The following is a 25729-nucleotide window of genomic DNA, read 5'->3' as shown; positions in this document are numbered from 1 at the left end:
CCCTACCACCTCCCCAGCTCTTTATGGTGATAACCCAGTATGAGAAACATCAGCACGCCCATCAGGCCTACCAGGGGTAAAATAACCAGGCTTTCACGCACACTTTCCATAGTCCAGGCCTGTAATACCGGTACATTGAATTGCTGGATCCCCAGAGCCAACAAGAGACCGATCAGAATAAAAGCCACAGATCCGACATGACCTTCCGTAAAAATTGTATCAGCGACTCTGTCCCGATCCCGGTAAAACTCTTCATAAAAACGACCCATGCCATAATAGAGCAGGGCAAACACAGTAAGGACCCCTGCTCGCGGTTCAGCATACAGGATCGCATTTAACAACAGAATCAACAGAAGACCGTGTGCGGCTGAGAAGAGTTGGGTCGGAAAACGAGTGGATCCATGAGTGTGTTTCAGCCGGTTCACTTTGGCATAATCATTTCGGTAAACGATGCCCGGCTCATTGCACAACTTACCATAGCAGCAGCCATAGGTGAGGCACCCTATTCTACCAAGGGAATATCCAATAAACATGCCGGCAAAAAGCACATCCGAGAGCAACAGCAGTGAATAGCTATTTAATAGTGCGAAGGGAACCGTGAAGGCCAGCAAGCCTATGGGCACTCCCCAGGAAACAAACCCCACCTTTTTCAATCCCCACCAGGGTTCGTGAATCAGACTACGGATATGTTCCAGCCACCAGTATACCCGGGCTCCCGTAACTCCTGCCAAGCCACAGCCCGCGATAAATATGCCGGCCTCATAAGCACTCATGCCCTGTGCCAGCAGGCTAACAGCTACGTGCTGCATGAACAGGGTGATTCCCAAAGCGCAAAGCAAGCCATAGCTGACAAAGATCGCATCTCCATACCGGAATAGTACCGTATGGTTTGCAATTCTGTTGATCCACGCATAAAAACGCTTTTTGGCAACCTTGTACCATGCTGAGCGCGTTACAGATAACACAGAGGGAAATAAAGCAGGTGTTGTTTCCACATACTTTTCATAAGCAGGTCCGTACCTTTTGTTTAGTGCCGGCTCTTCATAAAACCGTACATAACAGATCATGCCCAGTAAAAGCAGCGGAAGGCTGACGGTAAGCATACCAATGGAGGGGATAACCAAGGCAACTCCTGCAGCAAGAGCCAGAAATCCGCTGTAAATGGGATGCCGGATGTATTGGTATAAGCCATGATCGACCAGATTTTCAGGTGGGAGATGCGAAATGGGAAGCCCATTTCCATGCCTAATCAACTGCAGCATGGCGCCACCCATCAGGAAGGCTCCGGAGATCAGCAACACAGCTCCGGACACGGTTGTAAGAGGTTGACCCTGCATCTGAACGCCGATCATACCATCCACTATCCATCCCGATGCCAGCAAGAAAAGGGGTACGACCAGCAGAAACAGGAAAATATATATAGCTATAATTCCGGCTCTCTTGCCTTTGCTATTAATCTTTATTTCTTGTGCTTCATCTGCACTATATATCTGATCCGTCCATTTCATAACTCCTCCAGGATTACCTGTATTCGTTTGTTTGGTCGCAGCGTGAGGCCTGCCTGTGGTGTGACTGATTGCTGGCCGAAATTGTGGATGCGGAATCTTTCCAGCATGATACCGGAAATCATGCGCAGCTCCTGCAGAGCAAAATGCGATCCCACACAATACCTGGGTCCTCCCCCAAAAGGCAGGTAGGTGTATCGGCCAATCTTTTTTCCTGACTCCCCGCTAAATCTCTCCGGTTTGAATGAACCGGCATCTTCCCACCATTTGGGATTGCGATGTATATGGTAGCAGAAAATGGCAACCGTGCTTCCTGCAGGTATTCGGTACCGGCTTATCCGGATTTCCTGTTTGACCTTCCGTTCAAACAGCCACACCGGTGGATAGAGACGCAGTGTTTCCATAATCGCACAATCCAGCAGCCCATGAGTCTGAGAGTTCCGGTCTTCTTCCATACGAACGTAGTCGCGCCGCAAACGCTCCTGCCACTCGGGATTCAATGCCATCAGGTAAAAAAACCAGGTAAGTACTGCCGCGGTTGTCTCATGACCTGCCAGGAAAAGGGTGAGTATCTGATCGCGAATCTCCTTCTCACCGGCTTCTGCAACTTCCAATTCCAGATAGTCCCAAAAGGGGGAACTTGCACCCATTGAACGGCTATACGCTATAATATCATCGGCAAATGCCTGCAGTACCGAAAGGGATTGGCTGAACCGGCTTCCGCTGTTGCTCAGTAATTCCATTTGTACAAACATAGGATTCCTGATGCGGTCATTGGTAATTTTCAATACACGCTGCACCGCAGTACAAACGGTATCAATGGAATCGGTAATAGGATATCCTAACAGTACACGACAGACCACCCGAAGTGCCAGCTTTTGCATTTCAAAGCCTATGTCAATAGGTTTCTCTGAGGTCATACCAGACAAGCTTTCGGCCAGCCAGCATTTGATGGTTTTTTCCATCTCGGTACTCATTGCCTCCACCCTTCCGGGTGACAACATCTTTTGATAAAAAGGACGGTATCGCTGCCAAGGCTCTCCATTGGCTGTAAATAGTCCGTTCCCCGCAAACTTCCCGATCTGGCGGTAGGTAAAGGTATCCTTGCTGGTATGACCAGCATCACCATTCAGCACCCGGTACACATGAACAGGATCGGAAATAATGGTAAAGGCACGTTTGGGGAAGGAATAGTGGACTATACTGCCATAGGTATCGATATCCCGGCTAAAGGTATCGAGTGGACTCTTCTGCATCTCGCGTAAGGCCTTCCATAATGCAATGCCCTTGGGTCCCGGTGGTGTTATAGCAGCTGTTGCAATACTCATATCATCCACCCTTCTGTTTCGGATCGGACCAGTTGCGCCTTCCTGCCGAAGGCAACTTGTTCGTGCAGTACCCATGCGGGTTGCTTCCCAAACTTACAGGTGCCCAGCCATCGCCTTTCGTATGAAGATCCGGTTATCAACGAAAATAGGGAGCGCTCAAAAAATCCCGGGAAATGACGCTTATCAATGGCTGATCCCTCATGCAGGATTGCCCGATTTTCAACGTGAAGTTCCCGGGCCGGCAGCAACGGACTCCTGATGAGCAGACTTGAATAATCTTCAGAATATTCAATTTCAAATCTCTCAGTCACCTTAACCTCTTCTGAATAGCCTGTGCTCATGGCCAGCATTTGAATAGGTTCATACCGCTTGCTGAGTAGCCGGGTAAAGAGTACAGAAGTGTCTTCGCAATGTATCCTCCCCCATTGCAGGTTCTCAAGACCCAGTCGCCGAGTGGGGGTGTCGATGGTTACGTCATCCACATAGCCCTGACCTTTGAATTCGCGAGTTGTTCCGTTTACCTGCAGCATGGCGGTGCAATCGGCCTTGAGTACCAGGCAGGAATAAGTCAGGTTACTTCCGATTTTGAAACGCAATTGATCATCACTGATCGCATGCTCATACCGTACGGTAATACTGCCGCTTTTCAGCGAAATATTCAGTTCTGCCTTGTTAAAACCCAGGCCAAAAACATCTTTCGAGTGATCGTGGCTACCTATCCGGAACTCCCTGCTGCCATCTCTCTCATAAATGGTAGCAGCTGCCTGTCGAAAAGTTAAGCCGGCCAAATCCATCCATGTCAGGTAAAGAATCAGCACGGTGCCGTCTTTCGTAACCAGATCGGCATATATTTTTTCGAACCGGTATGGATTGATTCCTGACATAACTGCATTCTCTCCGGTGACTGTCTAAACATACATGCAAAAAAGGTTTGCCGTCACATGTACTATGCCACCACGCACAGCTGATGATATTAGATAGGGCAATAATTATGCTGATAGTGCTGCCTGTCTTTCAGTATACTAAGATTCCCTATGTAAATCCATCTTGAGCCGGTATCCGGAGCTACAGAAATTTTCTGGTGTCAGGTCTTGATAGAAAGAGAAATTGAAAAGGTGCTCTATGAATAAACCCACCAAGGGTTCGGATGAACCCTTTGTGGGTTATAATTAATGTTTATTGCTGAGTAGTTACACACCTCCAAGGTTCTCCTGAACCTTGGAGGTGTGTGCAAGCTTATACTATCTCTTCACCGTTACTCCGATTCCATTTCATCGATCTCGCGGGATGCTGGAGGGCAAAACCCTGAAAGAGCTACAGGCAGAAATTCGCCTGCCGGAATTCAAAGCGGCCTGCCGCACCTTATTCGGAATTTTCGCTCCTTACCAAAGCCTGAATAAATTTACCGGCCAGGTTGATATTCGCCCGTTCGTGCTTCCAGGCTTCCGCATCGTGGCGGCCCTGCATGGGGTCGGAGGTAATCACAATCACCATATTGTACTCATCCAGCAGGAAGATAAACTGCCCGCCGTGTCCCCAGGCCAGGTTAAATCGATACCCGTCAACTTCGGCCGACCACCACTGGTAGCCGTAGCCGATATGACGAAGGTAGCGGCCCACGCTACCATTATTCAGGCCCCCTGTATTCACATCATGCGAGTACGACTGCAGCGAGGTTTCAACCCATGGTGACGGTACGATCTGCTCTCTTTTGTAGATACCGTCGTCGAGATACAGTTGCCCGAATTTGGCCAGGTCGCGCGCCATCAGCCGCAGTCCGGCTGCCCCACCGTAATACCCTTCCCAGTGCTGGGTCCACTCTCCAGGTTCCGTATTGAGGGGACCTAGCAAATTTTCCATGGCAAAGGATTTCAGATCAGAATCGCAGGCCCTTGACACGATGATACCCAGGATATGACTGGAGAGGTTGCTGTACTGAAAATCCGTATCCGGATCCCGGCTGAGGTCAATATCCACCAGGGTAGAAGGATGGAAGCCCTCGTAGAGCTGTTCAAAAAGTTCTTTGGTTGACTCCTCCCACGGGTACCCGGCTCGCATCTGTAGCAGCTGCCGAATAGTGATCTGCTCTTTACGTGAGTCGTCAATGCTGTCGGCCAGTTCCGGGAAGAAGTTCATCATCTTCTGGTCCACACTCTCCAGGCAGCCCTTCTCCAGTGCTATTCCCACCAGAGCCGAGGTGTAGCTTTTGGTCACCGACTGCAGCTGGGTCTTCTGATCCACCCCACCCTCATGATAATAATGCTCAGCCACCAGTTTTCCGTTTTTGATCACCAGCAGGCTGTAGTTTGTTTCAAGTCCCCCGGCGTCGTAGTAAAGTTCCGAGACGAGGTTCGGATCCAATCCTTCTTTTTCGGGTGTGGAGATGCTCCACTCTTCTGAAGGCAATGGACGGTAATCCACCATTCTAAGCTCTTCCGGGGTGGGGCGGAGCATCCTTGCAATTACCGGACGGGACTTTCTCACCTGTTCATAATCCAGGGAAAAGCCCAGAGGACCGAGGGCCATGCCTAGCTGATCGTAGAGGCCCTTGTCTTCCTCAAAGGGAGCGGCTACAATATCGTAGGCGGTGGATCCCTCGTTATTTCTCTTAAGCCGGTCGGCGCCGCCATCCAGCAGCATTCGTACAATCTCTACCCGCCCAAATAGGGCGGCAATATGCAGGGGCGTAGACCCTTCGTTATTGGTGATCTCCAAATCAGCACCCCCTTCAATAAGGATATCAGCCGCTTCAGGCTTGTCAAAAGTTGTCGCAATGATAAGCGGGGTAGAACCGTAGGCATCTTTTTGATTAAGGTCGGCACCGGCTTCTACATGCTGCCTGACGATCTCATTCTTTCCCTGCAGGACTGCCGCGTGTAAACTTACCTCGGTCTCCTGTCCATAACTCAAACAGGGAACCAGAAAGGCCGTAATCAGTAAAGCAATTATCTTGTTCATCATTGTTCTTTTTATGTATTCATCACTAATTGAAAATAATCCAGTCTATGATACACTATTAAAACACCGTACCGCGGAAGGGAAACCGACAAATTCTTGTGAGGGATATTCTTATAGATAATTTCAGCCATTTATTACAGGTAGCGGGCAGGGATGATTACACACCCATGTGACCCTGTTTTGTAAATTGGTGATATGTTGAGCAAGTACTGGGAAGTACACTTTTAGATCCGTGTACGGCCGCTATTTGATCCAATACGTGAGAGGACCAATCCCTAAAAATCTTTTTACGGAGTATTTACCATGCCCAATGCCGGTAAACATAGAAAGAAAAAGCTCTACCAATATACCATCTACCTGGCTATCTCCCTGGTAGTACTGGTATTATTTTGGGTCATGAATACCCTCGACAGCACTCCTTTCCGGCTTTTTTTCGGCGATACCAATCCCTTAGTGCTCGCTACTTTTTATGTGGTGCTGGGATTGCTGCTGTTTTGGATACACCTTTCAAAAAACTGGCTTCGGGTGTACCGTAAAGAAAATACTGAGGGATTGATACTTGCAGCGGCACTGGCCCTGGTTTTCGGAGTGATCACTATTATGATCGACCTCATATCACCCTTTCCTGAGGGGATCAATTTACCTTTCCCGCTCTCGTTGCTCTTCTACCCGGCCATCGGCTTTGTGGTGGAGATCCTCTTTCATCTGCTTCCCCTGACCCTGCTGCTGTGGCTCACTACTAAGACTGTGAAGAGATGGAGCCTTAAAGATGTAATATGGCCGGTCATCATCCTGGTGGCCTTCCTGGAGCCCCAGTACCAGGTACTCTCCGGATTCGGCACTCAAGATCTGATGTGGACCGACATCTACGTGGGCGTTTATATTTTCCTGATAAACCTCACCCAACTATGGCTCTTCAAGCGCTATGATTTTGTGTCGATGTACCTGTTCCGGCTGGTGTACTAACTGGTCTGGCATGTCGTCTGGGGATACTTCCGGCTAGATCTCTTATTCTAAATTCTGAATCTTATGATGCACACGTTAAACTTCTTGTTCGAGAGGCAACCTACCACTTCCTAATTAAATTAGTTGAAATAAGGTAAATGTTTAATTAAAATGGATTAACCAGCGGTAATTATCTCATTTGTCTAAAATATTTCAGCTCTACAGACCTTCATTGCCCGCCGAAGTCTGCTGATTCTATTGCCTGTTATTTAAAACTATAAACAGGAGCAGCCATGAAATATTCCAATCTAAATACAGCAAGAAAGCTTTCGCTAACGAGCATAGTTGCATCACTTATTCTGATCTTTTCTGCATGCAGTGACACCGTAATTGATTCCGTAAATGGATCAGATGATGTAACAGTAAGTCAATCCAATCATTGGAATGCCAATAATTTAACATGCCAGACAGTATCAGGTTCCATAGACCAGACCGGTACTCCCCTCTCCGGAACCATCTCCGGTGACGTAGAGGGTACTGTGGTAACCCTGGTCACAGGACCACCGAGTGCTCACGGTACCGTACTATTCCTGCCCGGTGAACAAACCTGGGAGGTAACGGGCGGAAATGTCGAATCTATTATCGGTGAAACCATACAACTCGAAGTCGATGTAGTAGCTGTAAAGCCACCGTTGTTACGCATAAACACAACGGCACGAATTGTAGATGGAGCAAGAAAGGGCAACCTGACCTATCATGGCATCACTGACTTGTCTGATCCTGGCTTGGCCACTTCACACCTTGAATACCATGGCGTGATTTGTCCCTAGGTGAAGTGTTTTCAGTGTGTCTTACTTATATGAACGCTGTTGGTAAACGGAGCAGGCTTTAGATATTTGAGAGATGGGGTCTTAGATCAAAACGGCATGATCTCTGATTTTAGATCCTAATGCCGAACCCATGCAGCAATACCAGGCGCAGGCCGACGTATCCAACCAGTATGGCCGTCAGGATGCCGATGATGCGCACATTGAACTTCTCATTGGAAAGGTAGGAGCCGATGCTGCCCCCGAGAACAACGGCAATGACCAGCTGAACAATGAGATCAGTGTTCACCTGGAAAGTACCTGCTATCACCAAACCGGCCAGTCCGGCTGTTGAGTTTACCAGGATAAAGATGGAGGCCAGCGAGGCGATGGTGCGCGGGTTTTTCCAGTCCATTAGATTCAGTAGCGGCGACAGGTAGATGCCTCCACCGATTCCCGAGATGCCGGCTAGGAGGCCCACACTACCGCCAAGCGAGAGCTTTTTGGGAATGCTGAATGTCTTGTTTTTCAGCTTATAGGCCACAAATTTCAGGATCATAAAGAGTCCGGCCATCAGCAGTGCCGAGCCCAGGATCAGAAAGAAGGCCTTCTGCGTCAGTTGCAACTGGGCTCCGAAATAAGCCATGGGAATGCTGGCAGCGAGAAAGGGCCAGAATGCCTTGATATCAAAGACCCGGTTCCGGATAAATATTATAGTACCTATGGTCACCACACAGACGTTCAGCACCAGCGCTGTCGATCGTATCTCGTAAAACTCACTCATAAACAGGCTCAATACCGCCAGGTAACTCGATCCACCGCCAAAGCCCACGGAGCTGTAGAAGAGCGCAATGAGAAAGAAGATGTAGGGCAGGTAATCAATACTCATGTTTTAGCTTTTCATCTCAGATCAATATGGTGGTAACCCTTTCGCCCTTTGGTACCTTTCCCGGCTCCTCAAAAAAGACCAGCGAGTTGCCCATGGCCATGGATTGAATCATTGAGGAGCTCTGCCTATTCAGAATGGTGACGGTTTGATCCTCGACTTTTGCTTTGAGAAAAATGGGGCGGTCCGACCTGTTATCAAAGGTGTGTTTCAGTGGAATCAGAATTCTCTGCAGTCCCGGATCCTCGGCCCCGCTCAGTTTTTGAAGCAGGGGTAGCACGTGGATATAGAAACAGGTCAGCGAGGAGGCCGGGTTACCCGGAAGGGCAAATACAAATTTGTCTCCTTTTCTCCCAAAGAAAAGCGGTTTTCCGGGTTTTTGATAGACCTTGTAGAAGAGCTCTTCCACGCCGTTCTCCTCCAGGGCCTGTTTTACAAAGTCGTAGTCGCCGACCGAGATCCCACCGGAGAGCAGCAGCACGTCCGATCTATCGAGGTAACCGGAAATGCCCTCCTTGATGGCCTTGAAATCATCCCTGATATGCGTGCGCTCAAGACATGAAAAACCATACTGTTCCAGAACCGCATTCAGGGCATAACTGTTGGATTCATAGATCTGACCCTCCTTCTTCTTTCTTCCGGGAGGTATCAGCTCATCCCCCGTGCTGATAATGCGTATATCCGGTTTACGGTAGACCCTAACCGTATCCATGCCCAGCGAACCTATTTGCCCGATAGAAGCGGGGGAGAGATAATGTCCGGGTGAAAACACCCTTTCTCCCAGGCTCAGCTCATTGCCCCGGCGCCGTATATTGCTTCCTTTATCCACCGAATCGTCGACATAGAGCACGGCCCCGTCCACTCTGGTCTTCTCCTGCATCACTACAGATGTCGTATTAGGAGGAACCCTCGCGCCGGTAAAGATACGCACCGCCTCTCCCGGCTGGAGATCGTACTCGTCACCGGAGCCCGCCTGAATTTCACCTACGATTCGGTAGGTACTCGATTCTCCGCAGACCGCATAACCGTCCATGGCGGAGTTATCAAAAGAGGGCAGGTCGAACGGGGAGGTAATCTCTTCGGCCAGGTAATAGCCCCGGGCTTCTTCTAGCGATACTTCGATGGGTACGGGCTCTGTATCCTGACCGAGAATAATTTCCGAAGCCTGTTCAATGGAAATCATTATCCTCCTATTGAGGTCATGGAGCGGTTCTGCTCGTAATGCTCCTTCTTCATCTCCACATCCATACCGTCGCGCGAAAACTTCTTATCCTTGATAGCGTCCAGGATGATCTCATCAATGGCCTCCCCATTTCGGAAGGGCGTCAGCAGATCGGTTTCCGCCGTGGCAAACAGGCAATTCTTCATATTGCCGTCTGCTGTTAACCGGATGCGGTTGCAGCCGGCGCAAAAAGGATTGGTGATGGTACTCACAATACCGAAACTGCCTTTAAATCCCTTAACCTTGTAGTTGGCTGAGGTACTGTGCTCGGGATCTTCCAGTTTTTCAATCTCACTGTATTTAGAACGTACCGTCTTTAAAATTTCTTCTTTGCTGATCCCTTTGTCCCAGTCCCATTCGTTGCCCTTGAATGGCATAAACTCAATGAACTTCACCCCAATATTCTGATCTTCAGTCAGAGCAATAAAGTCGTTAATCTCCATATCATTCACGCCCTTAATCAATACGATATTCAGCTTGATATCGAAGTCATAGGCAATGGCCTGTTTGATGTTATCCATGATCCGGTCAAAGTAATCGCGCTTGGCGATGAACACCGACTTGGCCTTGTCGAGGGTATCCAGGCTGATATTGATTCTCTTCAGGCCGATCTCCTGGAAAAGTTCAAAATGCTTGTTCAGTACAATGCCGTTGGTGGTGAGCTTCAGGGTCACACCCAGTTTCGCCAGCTCCCGTGCCAGGAATTCAAAGTTATTCCGGATCAGCGGTTCGCCTCCCGTCAGTCGAATGGTATCCACTCCCAGCTTCGTGAAGGTTTTGGAGATGGCTACGATCTCCTCCAGCGTCATGACATTTTCCTTGTCGGTCAGCTCAATGCCCTCTTCCGGCATACAATAGAAACAGCGCAGGTTGCAGCGGTCGGTCAGCGAGATACGCAGGTAGGTATGCTCCCGTCCGAAGCTATCGATAATTTGAGGTTCCGGATTAATCATGACGCGCCCCTTTTAGAATTTCAAAAATGTGCAAGAGTGCAGGGAAAATGGCATCCAGGCATTCAACGGCGCCTTTCGATGAACCGGGTAGGGCCAGTACGACCTTCCCACCCTTAATTCCCGCGACAGAACGCGACAGCATGGCGTAGGGTGTACGCTCCTGACCGTAGCGGCGCATCTGCTCTTCCACTCCATGTAGTGTGGTATCTAGCAGTGGACGGAGCGTATCCGGGGTGACATCCCTGGGTCCGACGCCCGTGCCACCGGTATAAATTAATAGATCCGAATCCGACTCTTTGAGTTGCTCCTCGATCTCAGCGGCCTCGTCGGGGATGACCGTGCGGGTGGCAGAGATATCCAGCGACTCCATCTTCTCAACGATCAGTTTGCCGGATCGATCTTCCTTTTCGCCTTTGGATACCGAATCGGAACAGACCACAACTTTGGCGGTCAGTCCCTTGCCGGAAAAGATGATGGAAGATTTCCCACCGCTCTTTTTCAAAAGCTTGATATTGCGAATCTCCACCCCTTTGTCAATGGGCTTCAGCATATCGTAGATGGTCAGGGCCACCACACTGGCTCCATGCATGGCCTCCACCTCAACGCCTGTTTTATAGATCGTTTTTACCGTCATATGGATGACAATCTCCAGTCCCTCGATCTCATATTCAATGCCCGCATACTCAATGGGCAGGGGATGGCAATCGGGAAGCAGTTCCGGTGTTTTCTTTACGCCCAGCAGTCCGGCCGTCTTGGCCATTTCAAAGACATTGCCTTTGGGCACCGCATCGTTTTGGATGGCATCAATGGTCTTCTGACTGCTGGTCCTGACGACCGCCTGGGCCGTGGCCTCGCGAAGGGTGTTATATTTATGAGTGATATCTACCATCTACTGATTCACCTTCCACTGGTGCGTTTCATCTTCAAATAATTCCTTGCCGAATATGGGCACTTTCGCCTTAATCTCCTCAACCAGGTAGCTGCAGGCATCCGTCGCGGCTTTTCGATGGGCCGATGAGGTAAACACAAACAAGCAAATCTCACCCGCTTTCACCGTGCCCAGACTGTGGTAAATATGGGCGCAGGTCAGGTCGAATTTGGAGAAAGCCGCTTCCCTAATTTCATGAAATTTCTTCCCGGCCATCTCCTCATAGGCGGTATATTCGATGGCGGCCACTTTCTTTTCATTGATGACATCCGCCCGCACCTGTCCCAAGAAGATACTGTGTGCACCGATACCGGTTTTCGATTGGTGGTGCGCTATAGAACCGGCGATCTTGTCGGGTGGTATGGCACCTTCCACAAATACCTTTTTAATCTTCTTTTCGCTCATTGTATAATCGATTGAATGCCTTCCGTGACATTGTGCAGGTTTGTAAAACCGTATTTCTCACTCAATAACCGAATCGCTTTGCGGCTCCTGACCCCTGACTGGCAGTACACATGCACTTCCCGGTCTTTGGGAATTTCCGAATGCCTTTCCTCCAGCTGGTTCATGGGAATATGCAGGATATTCTCGGATTCCGGTTTGGGTTGTTCATACGGCTCACGTATATCCAGGTAGATCGTTTCCCGGTTCTTTAAAGTGCAGTTTATCGCCTCCAGTTCCAAATCCCGTTCTTTCACGCGGGCCACCTGCTCCTCGTTTCTGTTGAATCGAATCACATGATCCTGCATGGTCAGGGTGTCCACCACTTTCAGCTTACCCGAAAGAACTTCCCCGAGATCCAGGATGATTTTGATGGCTTCTGCCGCCTGCAAGGTACCCAGCACGCCGGGCAACACTCCCAGCACGCCCGTCTCCGCACAACTGATATCCCGGGAGGCTATTTTGGGAAACAGGCAGCGGTAGGTCGGTCCGTTTTTGTAGTTAAACACCGAGAGCTGACCCTGGTACTTATAGATGGAGGCATAGACCCACGGCTTGCCGCTCTTCACGGCCGCATCATTGATGAGATACTTCGATTGAAAATTATCGGTCCCGTCGATGATCAGGTCATATTCTTCAAAGACCGCCAGTGCATTTCCGGTTGTTAATCCTTCTGAATACGTGACGGTTTCAAGCTCGCCATTCATTTGTTGGAGAGCCTCCGCGGCCGCTTCGGCTTTAGGCTTGCCGACATCCTCTTCCGAGAAAAGAATCTGCCGGTGCAGGTTGGACCGGTCCACCCGGTCGTAATCCATCAGTCCCAGCATACCCACTCCGGCAGCAGACAGGTATTGCGCAACCGGACAGCCCAGCCCACCCATGCCTACAATCAGCACCCGAGCATTGCGCAGTTTTTCCTGACCCTCGATCCCGAGTTCTGGCAGCTGTATCTGGCGGCTGTATTTCTCTTTTTGGTTGGGTGTCAGCATCTCATTAGCCTCCGGCATAGGGTGGCAAAAAGGCCACTTCATCGCCCTCTTCCAGCTTTTCGCCGGCATTCAGCACCTGGTTGACGGCCAGTTGTATGGTCTCCTCCTCTTCAAGATCGTACTTCTGTACGCAATAGGCTTTCAGTTGCGCTACGCTGTTTCCGGTTTCATCCAGATTAAGCTCTTCTTCGGAAGTACCGGTCTGTTCGGCTACCGCTCCAAAATACTTTACGGTGATACTCATGGCAGTGATTGCGTAACGGGTTTATGATTCAAAATTGTGTAGTTCATTCCGGTCCTCCGGGGTATCCACATCAAAGTGACCCATCTCAAAGGGAACCGCAACCACCCTTTCAGGGTGCTGTTTCATAATTTTTTTTGCTCCCTGGTCCCCGCTGAGTTCCAGCAGCAGGGGAAACAAGGACTTTGAGAAAATCGCCGGCACGCCGATGTCTCCCTTATAAGAGCTGGCCGTGATCTCTTTGGTTTCCTTCCTATGTTCAGTCAACAGCTGACGGATCAGCTCCGTACTCACAAAGGGCTGGTCGGAGAGCAGGAACAACAGGTTTTCGGTATCGGGATGATTTTTCAGCGTCTCCTCCACACCTTTTCGGATGCTGGATGCAATGCCCTCCCGCCATTTCTCATTGATCACAAAAGTGAAGGAACCCGGATCAATCTGCTGTTGAATCTCTTCCGCATTGGACCCAAGCACAATGATGCCGGAACCAAAGGTCAAAGGTTCGCACTCTTTAATAACCTTCTGCAGCAGCGGCTGATCCTTGAACTCCACCAGCTGCTTGGGCTCGCCCAGGCGGGAGGAGGACCCGGCTGCGAGTACAATAACCCCGGTATCTTTGTCATCACTCATAGCTCTACTTCCTTGAATGCGCTTTGTTTGTGGTCATGGATGTCGCCCTCGCGTTCCCTGAGATGCGAAACATGTGCCCCCGTCAATACCGACTGTATTTCGGAAAGAATGGAGAGCGCAATCTCTGAAGGCGTATCGGCCTGAATGTCCAGCCCGACAGGAGCATATATTCTGGACAATTGTTTATCACTGAGCTCTATGCCATCCTCTTTCAATTCATCCAGCATTCGTTGGTACTTCTTGTTGGGACCAAGAATACCGATGTAGGGAATTTTAGGAATGTCCAGCAGCAGTTTTAACACCTGCAGGTCGTAGTTGTAGTTGTGCGAAATCAATACAAAAGAGGTCCGCTCATTGATGCTGATGTTCTCCAGTACTTCCTCCGGCTTGCTCACGATGACCTGGCAGGAGTTGGAAAAGCGGTCGGTACTGGCGTGGGACGGCCGCCCGTCCACAATGCTGATATCCCAGCCCAATATTTCCGCCATCTCCGAAAGAACCTGCGCGTCATTGCCGGCTCCCACCAGCACCAGCGAGGGCGGTGGGGTATAGAGATGCAGGAAGGCATGCAGCTGCTCGCCTTTGCTATGGTAGGCAATGAACTGCGAATACTTGCCCCCGATCACGCTTCGAGCGTCGTCCATAATCTGTTGCTCCAGCTCCGCGTCTTCCTCCAGTTCAGTGATTTGCTGTTCGTCATTGAAAATCAGTTTGGTGCCTGGTTGTTTTTTGCTTTTCTGCAGGTTGAACAGCGATACAATCACCGCCTTTTCCCCGCTTTCTACCGCCTTGCGCAGCAGCTCTACCGGGTTATGGGGATCCTCAAAATCCAAGGGTTCAAACAGCACCTGTATGATGCCGTTGCATCCCAGCTGGGCCCCGATCACCGCGTCATCCTCATCGCTGGTATCGTAGGTGATGAGTTTATTTTCTCCTTTCTCCAGGGCATGCAGTGCTTTTCGCAACGCATCGCCTTCCAGGCAACCGCCGCTGATAGCCCCGGTCATCATCCCATATTCATCCACCAGCATGCGCGCCCCGGCCCTGCGGTACGAAGACCCTTCTACGTGCACGACCGTGGCCAGCACGCAACCTTGTCCGGCAGCTTTTGCTTTCTCGTAAGCGGTTATAATGGATTCGGTTTCTTTCATGAAGTTGCCAGTCGTAAACGGTCTATAGATTCTTTGATGGTGTCAATGGCGATGGTTATCTCTTCCTCTTCCGTATAACGGCCGAGTCCGATGCGCAGGGAGGAGAGGGCCAGCTCATCCGAATGTCCCATGCCCTTTAAGACATGCGAAGGCTCTACCGTCCCCGAGGTGCAGGCCGATCCCTGGGAAACCGCCAAATTCCTGAGTGAGCGAAGCAGCTTGCTGCCGTCAATATGCTCGAAGGAGAGGTTGGTCATATGCGGCAGCCGCATCGACTTCTTTCCATTGACCCGCACATCACCCAATGCCAACAACTCCTCTTCCAGCCGGTCCCGCCATTGGCTCAAGCGTTTTGCATCTTCTTCCATCTCGGTGGCACAGAGTTCACAGGCTTTTCCAAAACCCACGATGGCAGGCACATTCAGGGTACCAGGGCGCAATCCTTTTTCCTGTCCCCCGCCAAACTGCACGGGTGAGATCTCTGCCTTCGGTTCCTGGCGAACATAGAGCGCCCCTGCGCCTTTTGGACCATACAATTTATGCGCGGAGAAAGCAGCCAGGTCTACACCCAGCTTCTCAACATCAACAGATATTTTTCCAACGGACTGCGTGGCATCGGTCATCAATAAAGCATCGTGCTCTCGGGTAATTTCAGCAATCTCTTTCAGCGGGTGAATGACACCGGTCTCGTTATTGGCATGCATCAGGCTCACCAGGATGGTACGGCCGGTAATGGCATTCTTAAGTTCCTCTAAATCAATAGCGCCTGAGGCATCCACCTCCAGGTAGCTGACCTCAATACCCCGCTCTTCCAGCTCATGGCAGGTGTCAAGTACGGCTTTATGTTCGGTAACACAGGTGATGATATGATCTCCCTTTTCCGCGTTCGCCCTGCATGCCCCGATCAGAGCCAGGTTAACCGCCTCAGTGGCACCGGAGGTGAAGATAATTTCACTGGGCTTCGACCCTATCAGCCGTGCAAGCTGATCACGGGCTATGCTCACCGCTTCTTCTGCATCCCAACCGTAGGCATGGTTGATGCTGGAGGCATTCCCGAATTTCTCGGTGAAATAGGGCAGCATATGCTCCATGACCCTCGGGTCAACAGGAGTGGTGGCATTATAATCTAAATAGATCTTCTTCACGGATTATAACCGGTTGTTTCGAATTGCTCTGTTCTGCATTTCCATGCACCTTGTATTGGAAGTTTTATCTAACCCGGACGATCCATATCGATTTCGGACCGGCGCATCTTGCAGAACTATCTGATTTTTCTTTGTTAAAACAATTTCCTTACTAGCAAAAATAGAGAATATTTGTTTATTTGAAAGCTGCACCGGGTAAGAAGTTTAAAAATGTTTGAAAGTCGAAAGCATTTGTTTGATTATTGTAATTATCTGTGATCCTCAGCTAATACAATAAGTTGCACGTCCGGGTTTAGTTAATAAACAACAAGTGGCCATGGCGATATTTCAGCTCACCATTAATAGCAAGGAGCAGCAGGTAGATGTTGCCCCGGATACGCCTCTGCTCTGGGTACTGCGGGATCACCTGAACCTGCCCGGCACCAAATTCGGATGCGGTATCGCCCAGTGTGGGGCCTGTACCGTACACCTCGACGGCAATGCCATCCGCTCCTGCTCCCTGCCTGTATCAGCAGTCGGCGATGCAAAAGTCACCACTATTGAAGGACTCTCCGAAGACGGGGATCATCCCGTTCAGCAAGCCTGGCTGGAGCATGACGTGCCCCAGTGCGGCTATTGCCAGGCGGGACAGATTATGAGCGCCGCCGCGCTGCTGAAACAAAACCCGGATCCGAGCGACGAGGATATTCAATCGTCCATGAGCGGGAATCTATGCCGCTGCGGCACCTACCTGAGAATTCGAAAGGCCATTAAATCAGCTGCTAACACTTAAATACCAGTATTATGGGAAGCGCAAAAACATCGATGGGACGAAGATCTTTTTTGAAAACTATGGCAATGGGCGGTGGGGGACTCATGGTCGGCTTCAGCTGGATGTCGGCATTGGCTAGCGACAGCGACATCGAAAATCTCCCGGATGAGATGTTCGATATCAATGCCTATATACAAATTGCGCCCGACGGCACGGTGACTATTCTCTCGCCTAACCCGGAGATAGGTCAGAATGTAAAGACCTCCATGCCGTTGATCGTGGCCGAAGAACTCGACGTTGACTGGGAACAGGTGAAGGTTGAACAGGCTCCCCTGAATACGAGCAAGTATACCCGCCAGCTTGCCGGCGGTAGCCAATCCATTCGACAGGGATGGGACAGTCTGCGGATGGCCGGAGCCACTGCCAGATACTTATTAGTAGCAGCCGCTGCCAAGAAATGGGGCGTCAATGTCAATAACCTTAGCACCGCTGACGGTGTTATCACCAATAAAAACACCGGCGACACCATTGGATACGGGGAAGTCGCTTCCGAAGCCGTGAATATTCCGGTGCCCGAGGAAGTCCCTCTCAAAAATCCCGATGATTTCAAGCTGATCGGTAAGTACATCAAAAATGTCGATGGCAAGGAGATTGTCACGGGTAAGCCTTTATTCGGACTTGATTTTACCCGCGAAGGGATGGCCATCGCCATGATCAAGCATCCCCCCTCCTTCGGCATGAAAATGAAATCTTTTGACGCCACCGAGGCGAAGTCGATGCCGGGCATTTATGATGTGTTCACCATCAACACCTCTATCGGGGAACCGCAGTGGTCGGACGTCAATGCGTTCCATGAGCTGGTTGTCGTTACCGGTGAGACCACCTGGCAGGTCAAAAAAGCCAAAGATGCCCTGAAGGTAGAGTGGGAAACTACCGGTGACCTGGAAAACAGCGCGGATCATACCCGCAAGCTCCGGGAAGCCATTACCGACCGCACCGGAGAGGTGCAACGAAAAGACGGAACGCCGGAGACCGTGGCGGAATCGGCCGCACGAGTCGTGGAGCGCACGTATACCGCACCCTTCCTGGCCCACAATACCCTTGAGCCGATGAATTTCTTTGCAGATGTGAGCAGCGACCGTGCCGAACTGATCGGCCCGATTCAAACTCCCGAACAACTGCGCGGGTCGGCTTCACAGCTGCTGGGTATTCCCGAATCGAATATTATGGTCGACATGACCCGCATGGGCGGTGGTTTCGGACGAAGGCTATATGGCAATTTCGGATTGGAAGCCGCTGCGATCTCCAAAAAGATCGGCGGACCGGTAAAACTGATTTACACCCGCGAAGACGACATGACCCAGGGTACCTACCGTCCCGCTTACGCAATCAACTATAAAGCATCGCTGGATGACAATGGAAACCTGCAGAGTTTCCAGGCCAAAGGAGCCGGAATTCCTTCGAGCCCATTGTTTGCAAACCGCTATCCGGCAGGAGCTGTTGATCACTACTCTTCAGAAAATGTGGGAGTGGAGACCAACATCACCACCGGTGCATGGCGCGCCCCGCGATCGAACTTCACGGCGGCCGCTGAGCAGTCCTTTATCGACGAGCTGGCTGAAGTGGCCGGCAAGGATCCCATTGACTTCCGTCTGGAGCTTTTCGACCGGGCCATGAAGAATCCGGTGGGCGAAGACAACGATTATGATGCCGAGCGTTATGCCGGCGTACTTAAGCTGGTTCGCGAGAAATCGAACTGGGATAAGGAGATGCCCGGTGTGTACCGTGGCGTGGCCGCTTACTACTGCCACAATTCCTATGTGGCCCAGGTGGTTGACTTAGTGAAAGACGGAGATTCCCACCGTATACAGAAAGTGTGGTGCGCCGTGGATTGCGGTATCGTGGTTAACCGCGAAGGCGCCATCAACCAGGTGGAAGGAGGTATTGTGGACGGACTGGGACATGCCCTTTACAGCAGGCTGACTTTTGATAATGGTACTCCCGATCAGGACAATTTCAACGACTACCGGCTCATCAGAAATCCGGAAGCGCCTCAAGAAATTGAAGTCTTCTTTGTGGATAGCGATGTGCATCCCACCGGACTGGGAGAGCCTCCCTTGCCGCCCGTAATGGCCGCCATGGCGAATGCCCTCTACAAGGCTACCGGCCAGCGTTATTACAATCAGCCCTTGATGGTAGCAGAACAGGAGATGGCAACGCGGGAATCCTAACAATCAGAAAGCATTAACCGCTAAATACACACATTATGGCAGCTTTTACACTCACGATCAACAATGAGAAACACGAAGTCGATGTAACGCCCGATACGCCCCTGCTGTGGGTGCTGCGGGATCACCTGAACATGCCCGGTACCAAGTTCGGATGCGGTATCGCTCAATGCGGGGCCTGCACCGTGCACCTCGACGGCAACGCTATCCGCTCCTGTTCCCTGCCGGTATCGGCGGTCGGGGATTCCGAAGTGACGACTATTGAAGGACTTTCTGAAGAAGGGGATCATCCTGTACAGCAGGCCTGGCTGGAGCATGATGTACCCCAATGCGGCTATTGCCAAGCGGGTCAAATTATGAGCGCCGCCGCGCTGCTGAAGCAGAATCCGGATCCGAGTGATGAGGAGATTGAATCGGCTATGAGCGGGAATCTGTGCCGTTGCGGTACCTACCTGAGAATTCGAAAAGCGATCAAAACCGCGGCAAAGAGTTGATGGAACACGGAGGCCACGGAATCGGCGGGTTTCCGCAGATTTTATATCTGTGAAAATTCGTGTTCTATAAGGTCTTCTTTATCCTGCTTCGTTAGCTGTTTAATCTGATACTCGCGCCGGCAGGCTTCTGATCGATCAGGCTGCTCCTCCACAAAGACCACCTTTCTCGGCTCATGGATGCGAAGGTACTTGGCCCCGTTGCCCTCCCGGTGCTCGTGCCATCGCCGAATGAGATTATTCGTACACCCCGTATACAAACTCCCATTCGCGCAACGTATCATATATACAAACCAGCTATTCATTTTTTTTACCACAGATCTACAATTGAACACGGAAACCACAGACAATGCGGTTTCTCGCAGGTTTCATAATGTTATTCTAATTAAGAATTATAAATCGTTTTTGGTGTCATTCCGACCGTAAGTGGGGGAATCTCATCCGCTCAGAAATGATAAAACTTAATATAACGGATGAGATCCCTCGACTAGGCTCGGGATGACAATAAAAGTGTTTGATGAGAAAAATAATAGTTTTAAAACTCGCCAATATCCGCATTATTAGCGGGCATACGTGTTCCATAACCTTGTTTCCCAAAAGAAATTTTAGGGAATGAAAAACTCTCTCCAAATCTCTAATCTGCTTGTGTAGATTTCAACGAAGCACAAACCGATGAAACACGCAATAACCTCCTTATTTCTTCTCCTATTCTTTTTCCTTTCCGTCGCCTCCCATGCCCAGACCATAGAGACAAAAAAAGACAACTACTATCTACAGGGGAAGAAACTGAAAATGTCGGAAGTCATGGATCTGATGAAGCCATATCCCGAAATACATAAGATGATGCGATCGGGAGTTGCAACAGGTTATCTGTCGCTACCGGTTTCACTTGGGGGTATTTCTCTGATTATGGCCGGATGGATTGAGGGCATGGATTTTTTCGACCATGAAGCAGAAGCAAATTATACCCTGATCGGAGTTGGTTCAGGATTGACTATTGTAGGACTCATCATAGGGACCTCCGCCCGTTCGCAGAGAAGAAGTGCGGTAGAACTTTATAATTACGAAAGTAGAGGCACCTTCCAATCGCCCATAAGAACCTTACACCTCGAAGCCACCGGCACCAGCGTTAAGATGAGGTTTTCGTTTTAAAGTAGTTGTTTGACCGTAGATTTACACAGAAGGGTATATTAATATATTCTCAAAATCCTTATGACTCCATTCTATACAATAGCATAAGTATTCTTTATTGTTACTTTGGGCCGCCAACAGTAACAATAAACACNCCTTACACCTCGAAGCCACCGGCACCAGCGTTAAGATGAGGTTTTCGTTTTAAAGTAGTTGTTTGACCGTAGATTTACACAGAAGGGTATATTAATATATTCTCAAAATCCTTATGACTCCATTCTATACAATAGCATAAGTATTCTTTATTGTTACTTTTGGCCGCCAAAAGTAACAATAAACACCCGCCAGGATTTGCTCGGCAGGGCATCGGTGCCGCTTGGCGGGGTAAAAACAAAGATCCATCACGGTCGTCAATTGCTTCAACAAACTCATCGGTGTGTTTTTACACCCATCCGCCTTCACATCCCCTCCGCACCCACCTGCCTCACAACTCCAAGTGTGGAAAACCTATTAACCCACCTCGTTTTGAGGGAGTTCTACTCCCGACGATTAAATTTCCAACAGACCTTTAAGCTGATCACTGACACACTGTCTCTGTACACTTAAAACGGGGGTCCGGGGGTATTGCGGGAAAGCTAAGCGTAAAAGCATTGAATGCGGAAGAGCAAAATCAACAGAGCGATTATAACCAGTACAACATCTCAAGCCCCCCGGTGGGTTTTTGGTTCGATTTTGCCCAGTCAAAAATGAACAGTGATCATTTATTACAAGCTAATGCTTATTTACGGAGCAGAGTATTAAAAACAGAGCATTTTCTTGCCGCAGATTTACACAGATTCGATTTAATAATAATCAATAAACCCGCGGACATCAGTATCGCCCGTGGCCTTCGTGCCTGCCCCGACTTGTGTCGGGGTTCTATTCAACTGGTAGGGCAATATCCTCGCCCCAGATGTACTTACCGAACCACTGCCAGTTGTGCCACATCGCCGCCAGTCGCTCCTTGGGTTTGGAGATACCATGTCCAAAGCCCTCATACACAATCATCTTGGCATCCACACCCACATCCTGCAGCCCCTGCAGCAGCTCGTATGCGTTGGGGATGGGCACCCTCCGGTCGTTCTCCCCATGCTGAATCAGCGTCGGCGTGGTGGCATTGTTGATATAGCTCATCGGCGAAGTCTTTTCATAGATCTCCATATCCTCCCATGGCGTCGCCTTCAGGTACTGCCGGGTAAAAGGGTGGATATCCGTATTCACATAATAAGTCACCCAATTCGAGATCCCCGCCCCCACACTCACCGCTTTAAAGCGGTTGCTGTAGGTGGTCAGAAAAGCAGAAATATACCCACCCTGACTCCATCCCATGCTACCTAGCCTGGCGGTGTCGATCAGCCCCTCTTCCGCCAGGTGATCTACGCCCGACAGCACATCCCAGGCATCACCCACGCCCAGATTGCGCACGTTCAACGAACGGAACTCCTCCCCATAGCCGGCCGAGCCGCGATAGTTGGGACGTAACACCAGCGCACCCTTGTTCACCCACTGTACGATAGGGTAAACATAGGCAGGAGTAGGATCCGGCAGGGAGATGCCCGTCGGTCCCCCATGAATTGCAACCAATAGTGGGTATTTCTTGGATGGATCGTAATCCTGCGGTTTGTGCAGTACCCCTTCGATGACGGCGCCGTCTTTGCTTTCCCAGGAAACGACCTCGCTCTGCACGGTAGCCCAGCCTTCCAACTGACTGTTATAATCGGTGAGCTGCTTCAACTCAAAATTGCCGGTACTGCCCAGGTATACCTCGTTCAGTTCATCACCGTCTCGCCCGCGAATAGCCACGCGCTTGCCGTCTTTTGAAAGCGATATATCAAAGACCAGACGCTTGCCCTGATCAACCTGTGTTACTTCCCCGTTTTCAGGATCCAGAAGAAACATCGGACGTGTGGTCTTACGGTAGGCGGTAGCATAAATTCCTTGATCCGACCATGTGATGTTGCCGAGGTTTTCATCAAAATTGGTCGCCACTTCCCGGGTGTTGCCACTCTCGAGATCGTAAATAAAGTACCGGCTGTTGGTGAAAAAGTTGGTACTGTCGTTGTCCACGCTGCTGGAATAGATAAAGGCATCCCCCTCCGGCGACCAGTCGCTGAAGACGTCGATGGCCGTATTGGTCACGACAGGGGTTCGCTCCCCACTTTCCGGATCATATAGTGAAATATCCGAGCGCAGGAAACTGGTGATGATGGGATCGGGCTGGTGGTTGATAGCCAGCTTGCTGCCATCGGGTGACCAGGAAACGCCCGTAACCGTAAACTCCGCATCCTCCAGATGGGCCTTCAACTCCGGTGCCTCCGGACAAGTGGTATAGGTGGTATCCTGCATGCAGGGCACCGGCTCGCTCATGGCATAATGCGGATCAAAATCCACCGTGTAGAGACGACTCAGTTGGTAATCCTCGTTGTCCACCGCGTAGTCGCCATAGCGCTCCTTGATGGTTTTCTCCTCTTCGGAGGGCTCATCCTGCACTGTAAAAGCCAGGGTACTGCCGTCCGGGGAGAGCTCAAAATCCTGCACGCTCTTGTCGATGTAGCTCAGTGGATGCGCCTCACCGCCCACGGGATTGATAATGAAAATGCGGTTCTTATCCTCCAGACTTCTGCTGAACAGAATCCACTTCCCATCGGGTGACCAGGTTGCAGAAGAACTGCTTCCATCCACATTGTTGGTAAGCGGAATGGGCGTGCCCCCGTTTTTGGAAAGCCACAGCTCCGAGTCGTAGCGGTTGTCGTCCCACTCCACCGCGCCGGACCTGTACAACACGTGCTGGCCGTTCGGGGAAATCTGCACATCCGCAGACCCTTTCAGCGAGAGCACCTCTTCAAATGTAGGATTGTGGAGTTCCCGCTCCGCCTGTTGGGCAATGACTGAGAAGTTTAAAACCAGCAGGAGTACCGGCAATAGGATGGCAGAAAAGAAGGCTAACCGGATATTCTTTACATTCATAATGGTTATCAATTTGGTGAGTGTGGAAGTTTTGGTTTGACCACCGAGCAAGGGTAAGTAACGTAATTTTAAGCGGGAATGGAACCCCAAAACGACTTGGAGGTCGGCTCGTTTTATTTAGTCGCAGATTTGCACAGACTTGAATTAATATATTAACAAATCCGCGGGCATCAGCATTATAAGTGACCCCTAGTAATATAATGGTACTTTTGACACGCAAAAGTACCGCTGCCAAAGGCATCCCTTCGGGAAAAACGTGCCGCCAGGATTTGCTCGGTAGGGCGTCGGTTCCGTTTGGCGGGGTAAAAACAAAGATCCATCACGGTCGTCAATTGCTTCAAAAAACTCATCGGTGTGTTTTTACACCCACCCGCCTTCACGTCCCCTCCGCAAGCACCTGCCTCACAACTCCAAGTGCGGATAAAGGGTAAACTAAAACGGGGGTCCGGGGGTATTGCGGGAAAGTTCAACGTAAAAGCGTTGAATGCAGATGAGCAAATTTAAAATGACCATTATAATTAANCCTGCCTCACAACTCCAAGTGCGGATAAAGGGTAAACTAAAACGGGGGTCCGGGGGTATTGCGGGAAAGTTCAACGTAAAAGCGTTGAATGCAGATGAGCAAATTTCAAATGACCATTATAATTAATACAACACCTCAATACCCCCGGTGGCTTTTGGTTACTTTTGGCCAGACAAAAGTAACACTACATTTTTATGCCACAGATCTACACAGATTCGAATTATTATGTATCATTCGTCACGCGAGAATCCGCCTCATCCGCGGTTTCCGTGTTCCATTCTGATCTGTACCAGTACCTGTCCTTGTGTTCTTGATGAGCCGGGAAGCTCTGGCTTATATTGAACCGTTCAATTAAGGTGAACTATTACTTATGACTTTACTCTTTTTCCTGGTCGGACTGATATTTTTAATTGTCGGTGCTGAACTCCTGGTACGCGGTGCTTCGCAAGTGGCATCTGAATTCGGAATATCCCCATTGATTATTGGTTTGACGGTCGTAGCTTTCGGAACCAGTTCTCCGGAACTTGCCGTCAGCATAAAATCCGCTTTGTCGGGACAGGCAGACATCGCTCTGGGTAATGTTATTGGTAGCAACATTTTCAATGTATTGTTCATACTCGGCATATCGGCACTCATAATACCTCTGCGGGTATCCAGCCAGCTGATAAAGTTTGATGTTCCATTGATGATTGCCCTATCCATAACAGTTCTGCTGTTTGCCATAGATCGAACCATTAGCTCCCTGGACGGTTGGCTGCTTCTTTCAGGTTTGATCTGTTATATAGGGTATCTGATTTATCAGGGAACCAAGTCCGGCCAGTCAGTTGACGAGAGTGCGCTTTCCCCTTCAACCGGTGAAGGGAACCGGTTAGTGCAAATCCTATTTATCGTTGGAGGTCTTTTACTGCTTATTGTTGGTTCGCGCTGGCTTGTTGATGGAGCTGTATCCTTTGCAACCTACCTGGGGGTAAGTGAAATAGTAATAGGTTTGACGGTCGTGGCGGCAGGAACCTCCCTGCCGGAAGTGGTCACATCTATCATAGCAGCAGTAAAAGGGGAGCGGGATATTGCGGTCGGCAATGTAGTGGGAAGCAATATCTTTAATATAGTGGGAGTTTTAGGTCTGGCGGGAATCTTTTCCGGTTCAGGCATCCCCGTCATAGAAGGGGCCTTTTATTTTGATATCCCGATTATGGTTGCCGTAGCCTTTGCCTGCCTTCCCATATTTTTTACCGGAGGTACCATCAATCGCTGGGAGGGACTTCTCTTACTAGGGTACTACCTAGCATACACGTTCTATCTTGTAATGGCGGCAAGCCGGTACGAGAGCCTGGCTATATTCAGCAATGCCATGCTATATTTTGTTATCCCCTTGACAGCTATCACCCTTTTGGTGGTATCTATTCAGGAATATCGCAAGCGAGGAAGTACCGTTTAGGGTCTAAGTAGATATAATGATCATCTATGCCCA

Annotated in this window: 24 protein-coding genes; 8 read left to right on the top strand and 16 right to left on the bottom strand. The window is 50.0% G+C overall.

The features are described 5' to 3' along the window. Positions 1 to 2: 2 nt before the first annotated feature. From G3570_RS00255 to G3570_RS00240, 4 genes are all read right to left on the bottom strand, one after another. Complete coding sequence (locus G3570_RS00255; RefSeq protein WP_165138033.1) at positions 3 to 1508, bottom strand: prolipoprotein diacylglyceryl transferase family protein; 1506 nt, start codon at positions 1506 to 1508, stop codon at positions 3 to 5. Next, complete coding sequence (locus G3570_RS00250; RefSeq protein ID WP_165138032.1) at positions 1505 to 2833, bottom strand: cytochrome P450; 1329 nt, start codon at positions 2831 to 2833, stop codon at positions 1505 to 1507. The genes G3570_RS00255 and G3570_RS00250 overlap by 4 nt, the downstream gene beginning before the upstream one ends. After that, positions 2830 to 3717 (bottom strand): hypothetical protein, encoded by an 888-nt coding sequence (locus tag G3570_RS00245; RefSeq protein WP_165138031.1) that lies wholly within the window; start codon positions 3715 to 3717, stop codon positions 2830 to 2832. Before G3570_RS00245 ends, G3570_RS00250 begins: the two co-directional genes overlap by 4 nt. Positions 3718 to 4195: 478 nt before the next feature. Then, positions 4196 to 5794: a serine hydrolase gene (locus tag G3570_RS00240; protein WP_165138030.1), complete on the bottom strand. Its 1599-nt coding sequence runs from the start codon at positions 5792 to 5794 to the stop codon at positions 4196 to 4198. A gap of 300 nt (positions 5795 to 6094) precedes the next feature. Here G3570_RS00240 and G3570_RS00235 point away from each other — a divergent pair, with 300 nt between their 5' ends. Together G3570_RS00235 and G3570_RS00230 are read left to right on the top strand one after the other, a co-directional pair. After that, a complete protein-coding gene (locus G3570_RS00235; protein ID WP_165138029.1) occupies positions 6095 to 6757 on the top strand; it encodes a hypothetical protein in 663 nt (220 codons plus the stop codon). 272 nt (positions 6758 to 7029) lie between these two features. Next, the gene (locus tag G3570_RS00230; protein ID WP_165138028.1) at positions 7030 to 7566 is read left to right on the top strand and encodes a hypothetical protein; all 537 of its coding nucleotides are present in this window, start codon (positions 7030 to 7032) and stop codon (positions 7564 to 7566) included. Between the two features lie 109 nt (positions 7567 to 7675). On the opposite strand, the gene G3570_RS00225 is transcribed toward G3570_RS00230, so the two are convergent. The 10 genes from G3570_RS00225 to G3570_RS00180 are packed head-to-tail and all read right to left on the bottom strand — an operon-like array spanning position 7676 to position 16128. Then, complete coding sequence (locus G3570_RS00225; protein ID WP_165138027.1) at positions 7676 to 8431, bottom strand: sulfite exporter TauE/SafE family protein; 756 nt, start codon at positions 8429 to 8431, stop codon at positions 7676 to 7678. A gap of 16 nt (positions 8432 to 8447) precedes the next feature. Further along, positions 8448 to 9611, bottom strand: a complete 1164-nt coding sequence (locus G3570_RS00220; protein ID WP_165138026.1) for a molybdopterin molybdotransferase MoeA — start codon at positions 9609 to 9611, stop codon at positions 8448 to 8450. Next, positions 9611 to 10603, bottom strand: coding sequence for a GTP 3',8-cyclase MoaA (gene moaA / locus G3570_RS00215; RefSeq protein ID WP_165138025.1), 993 nt, complete (start codon positions 10601 to 10603; stop codon positions 9611 to 9613). The genes G3570_RS00220 and moaA overlap by 1 nt, the downstream gene beginning before the upstream one ends. Then, positions 10596 to 11492 (bottom strand): bifunctional molybdenum cofactor biosynthesis protein MoaC/MoaB, encoded by an 897-nt coding sequence (gene moaCB / locus G3570_RS00210; protein ID WP_165138024.1) that lies wholly within the window; start codon positions 11490 to 11492, stop codon positions 10596 to 10598. Before moaCB ends, moaA begins: the two co-directional genes overlap by 8 nt. Beyond that, positions 11493 to 11936 carry a molybdenum cofactor biosynthesis protein MoaE gene (locus G3570_RS00205; protein ID WP_165138023.1) on the bottom strand — a complete coding sequence of 148 codons (444 nt, stop codon included), beginning with the start codon at positions 11934 to 11936 and terminating at the stop codon, positions 11493 to 11495. It lies immediately after the preceding gene. After that, entirely contained in the window at positions 11933 to 13003 is a 1071-nt protein-coding gene (gene moeB / locus G3570_RS00200; RefSeq protein ID WP_249066539.1) for a HesA/MoeB/ThiF family protein, read from the bottom strand. The genes G3570_RS00205 and moeB overlap by 4 nt, the downstream gene beginning before the upstream one ends. Continuing rightward, positions 12966 to 13205, bottom strand: coding sequence for a molybdopterin converting factor subunit 1 (moaD, locus tag G3570_RS00195; RefSeq protein WP_165138022.1), 240 nt, complete (start codon positions 13203 to 13205; stop codon positions 12966 to 12968). Before moaD ends, moeB begins: the two co-directional genes overlap by 38 nt. A 21-nt stretch (positions 13206 to 13226) precedes the next feature. Then, the gene (locus G3570_RS00190; RefSeq protein WP_165138021.1) at positions 13227 to 13832 is read right to left on the bottom strand and encodes a nucleotidyltransferase family protein; all 606 of its coding nucleotides are present in this window, start codon (positions 13830 to 13832) and stop codon (positions 13227 to 13229) included. Next, positions 13829 to 14983 carry an XdhC family protein gene (locus G3570_RS00185; RefSeq protein ID WP_165138020.1) on the bottom strand — a complete coding sequence of 385 codons (1155 nt, stop codon included), beginning with the start codon at positions 14981 to 14983 and terminating at the stop codon, positions 13829 to 13831. The genes G3570_RS00190 and G3570_RS00185 overlap by 4 nt, the downstream gene beginning before the upstream one ends. After that, positions 14980 to 16128: a cysteine desulfurase family protein gene (locus tag G3570_RS00180; RefSeq protein WP_346267192.1), complete on the bottom strand. Its 1149-nt coding sequence runs from the start codon at positions 16126 to 16128 to the stop codon at positions 14980 to 14982. The genes G3570_RS00185 and G3570_RS00180 overlap by 4 nt, the downstream gene beginning before the upstream one ends. A gap of 316 nt (positions 16129 to 16444) precedes the next feature. On the opposite strand from G3570_RS00180, the gene G3570_RS00175 reads away from it, so the two are divergent. The 3 genes from G3570_RS00175 to G3570_RS00165 are packed head-to-tail and all read left to right on the top strand — an operon-like array spanning position 16445 to position 19601. Further along, complete coding sequence (locus tag G3570_RS00175) at positions 16445 to 16900, top strand: (2Fe-2S)-binding protein (protein WP_165138019.1); 456 nt, start codon at positions 16445 to 16447, stop codon at positions 16898 to 16900. An 11-nt stretch (positions 16901 to 16911) separates the two neighbouring features. Then, complete coding sequence (locus G3570_RS00170) at positions 16912 to 19110, top strand: xanthine dehydrogenase family protein molybdopterin-binding subunit (protein ID WP_165138018.1); 2199 nt, start codon at positions 16912 to 16914, stop codon at positions 19108 to 19110. A gap of 35 nt (positions 19111 to 19145) precedes the next feature. Beyond that, the gene (locus tag G3570_RS00165) at positions 19146 to 19601 is read left to right on the top strand and encodes a (2Fe-2S)-binding protein (protein WP_165138017.1); all 456 of its coding nucleotides are present in this window, start codon (positions 19146 to 19148) and stop codon (positions 19599 to 19601) included. Positions 19602 to 19642: 41 nt separating this feature from the next. On the opposite strand, the gene G3570_RS00160 is transcribed toward G3570_RS00165, so the two are convergent. Continuing rightward, positions 19643 to 19903 carry a GIY-YIG nuclease family protein gene (locus G3570_RS00160; RefSeq protein WP_165138016.1) on the bottom strand — a complete coding sequence of 87 codons (261 nt, stop codon included), beginning with the start codon at positions 19901 to 19903 and terminating at the stop codon, positions 19643 to 19645. Between the two features lie 367 nt (positions 19904 to 20270). On the opposite strand from G3570_RS00160, the gene G3570_RS00155 reads away from it, so the two are divergent. Continuing rightward, complete coding sequence (locus G3570_RS00155; RefSeq protein WP_165138015.1) at positions 20271 to 20750, top strand: hypothetical protein; 480 nt, start codon at positions 20271 to 20273, stop codon at positions 20748 to 20750. Positions 20751 to 21647: 897 nt separating this feature from the next. Here the strand turns inward: G3570_RS00155 and G3570_RS00150 are convergent. After that, entirely contained in the window at positions 21648 to 23135 is a 1488-nt protein-coding gene (locus G3570_RS00150) for a S9 family peptidase (RefSeq protein WP_249066537.1), read from the bottom strand. A gap of 223 nt (positions 23136 to 23358) precedes the next feature. Between G3570_RS00150 and G3570_RS16320 the strand changes: the two genes are divergently transcribed. Continuing rightward, entirely contained in the window at positions 23359 to 23511 is a 153-nt protein-coding gene (locus G3570_RS16320; RefSeq protein WP_249066520.1) for a hypothetical protein, read from the top strand. Positions 23512 to 24628: 1117 nt separating this feature from the next. Next, positions 24629 to 25696 (top strand): calcium/sodium antiporter, encoded by a 1068-nt coding sequence (locus tag G3570_RS00145; RefSeq protein WP_165138013.1) that lies wholly within the window; start codon positions 24629 to 24631, stop codon positions 25694 to 25696. The last annotated feature ends 33 nt before the right edge of the window (positions 25697 to 25729 follow it).

The sequence above is a fragment of the Halalkalibaculum roseum genome (assembly GCF_011059145.1).
GTDB lineage: Bacteria > Bacteroidota > Rhodothermia > Balneolales > Balneolaceae > Halalkalibaculum > Halalkalibaculum roseum.
This window is presented reverse-complemented; position numbering and strand designations above follow the sequence as displayed.

What these genes read in the sequence shown, in the direction of transcription:
- G3570_RS00230 (WP_165138028.1), top strand. Translation starts at nt 7,030, where the DNA reads ATGAAATATTCCAATCTAAATACAGCAAGAAAGCTTTCGCTAACGAGC.
- G3570_RS00160 (WP_165138016.1), bottom strand. Translation starts at nt 19,903, where the DNA reads ATGAATAGCTGGTTTGTATATATGATACGTTGCGCGAATGGGAGTTTG.
- G3570_RS00220 (WP_165138026.1), bottom strand. Translation starts at nt 9,611, where the DNA reads ATGATTTCCATTGAACAGGCTTCGGAAATTATTCTCGGTCAGGATACA.
- G3570_RS00245 (WP_165138031.1), bottom strand. Translation starts at nt 3,717, where the DNA reads ATGTCAGGAATCAATCCATACCGGTTCGAAAAAATATATGCCGATCTG.
- G3570_RS00185 (WP_165138020.1), bottom strand. Translation starts at nt 14,983, where the DNA reads ATGAAAGAAACCGAATCCATTATAACCGCTTACGAGAAAGCAAAAGCT.
- G3570_RS00205 (WP_165138023.1), bottom strand. Translation starts at nt 11,936, where the DNA reads ATGAGCGAAAAGAAGATTAAAAAGGTATTTGTGGAAGGTGCCATACCA.
- G3570_RS00145 (WP_165138013.1), top strand. Translation starts at nt 24,629, where the DNA reads ATGACTTTACTCTTTTTCCTGGTCGGACTGATATTTTTAATTGTCGGT.
- G3570_RS00175 (WP_165138019.1), top strand. Translation starts at nt 16,445, where the DNA reads ATGGCGATATTTCAGCTCACCATTAATAGCAAGGAGCAGCAGGTAGAT.
- G3570_RS00225 (WP_165138027.1), bottom strand. Translation starts at nt 8,431, where the DNA reads ATGAGTATTGATTACCTGCCCTACATCTTCTTTCTCATTGCGCTCTTC.
- G3570_RS00235 (WP_165138029.1), top strand. Translation starts at nt 6,095, where the DNA reads ATGCCCAATGCCGGTAAACATAGAAAGAAAAAGCTCTACCAATATACC.
- G3570_RS00170 (WP_165138018.1), top strand. Translation starts at nt 16,912, where the DNA reads ATGGGAAGCGCAAAAACATCGATGGGACGAAGATCTTTTTTGAAAACT.
- G3570_RS00155 (WP_165138015.1), top strand. Translation starts at nt 20,271, where the DNA reads ATGAAACACGCAATAACCTCCTTATTTCTTCTCCTATTCTTTTTCCTT.
- G3570_RS00190 (WP_165138021.1), bottom strand. Translation starts at nt 13,832, where the DNA reads ATGAGTGATGACAAAGATACCGGGGTTATTGTACTCGCAGCCGGGTCC.
- G3570_RS00250 (WP_165138032.1), bottom strand. Translation starts at nt 2,833, where the DNA reads ATGAGTATTGCAACAGCTGCTATAACACCACCGGGACCCAAGGGCATT.
- moeB (WP_249066539.1), bottom strand. Translation starts at nt 13,003, where the DNA reads ATGAAGTGGCCTTTTTGCCACCCTATGCCGGAGGCTAATGAGATGCTG.
- G3570_RS00165 (WP_165138017.1), top strand. Translation starts at nt 19,146, where the DNA reads ATGGCAGCTTTTACACTCACGATCAACAATGAGAAACACGAAGTCGAT.
- moaD (WP_165138022.1), bottom strand. Translation starts at nt 13,205, where the DNA reads ATGAGTATCACCGTAAAGTATTTTGGAGCGGTAGCCGAACAGACCGGT.
- G3570_RS00150 (WP_249066537.1), bottom strand. Translation starts at nt 23,135, where the DNA reads ATGAGCGAGCCGGTGCCCTGCATGCAGGATACCACCTATACCACTTGT.
- moaA (WP_165138025.1), bottom strand. Translation starts at nt 10,603, where the DNA reads ATGATTAATCCGGAACCTCAAATTATCGATAGCTTCGGACGGGAGCAT.
- G3570_RS00240 (WP_165138030.1), bottom strand. Translation starts at nt 5,794, where the DNA reads ATGATGAACAAGATAATTGCTTTACTGATTACGGCCTTTCTGGTTCCC.
- moaCB (WP_165138024.1), bottom strand. Translation starts at nt 11,492, where the DNA reads ATGGTAGATATCACTCATAAATATAACACCCTTCGCGAGGCCACGGCC.
- G3570_RS00255 (WP_165138033.1), bottom strand. Translation starts at nt 1,508, where the DNA reads ATGAAATGGACGGATCAGATATATAGTGCAGATGAAGCACAAGAAATA.
- G3570_RS16320 (WP_249066520.1), top strand. Translation starts at nt 23,359, where the DNA reads ATGAAAATGCGGTTCTTATCCTCCAGACTTCTGCTGAACAGAATCCAC.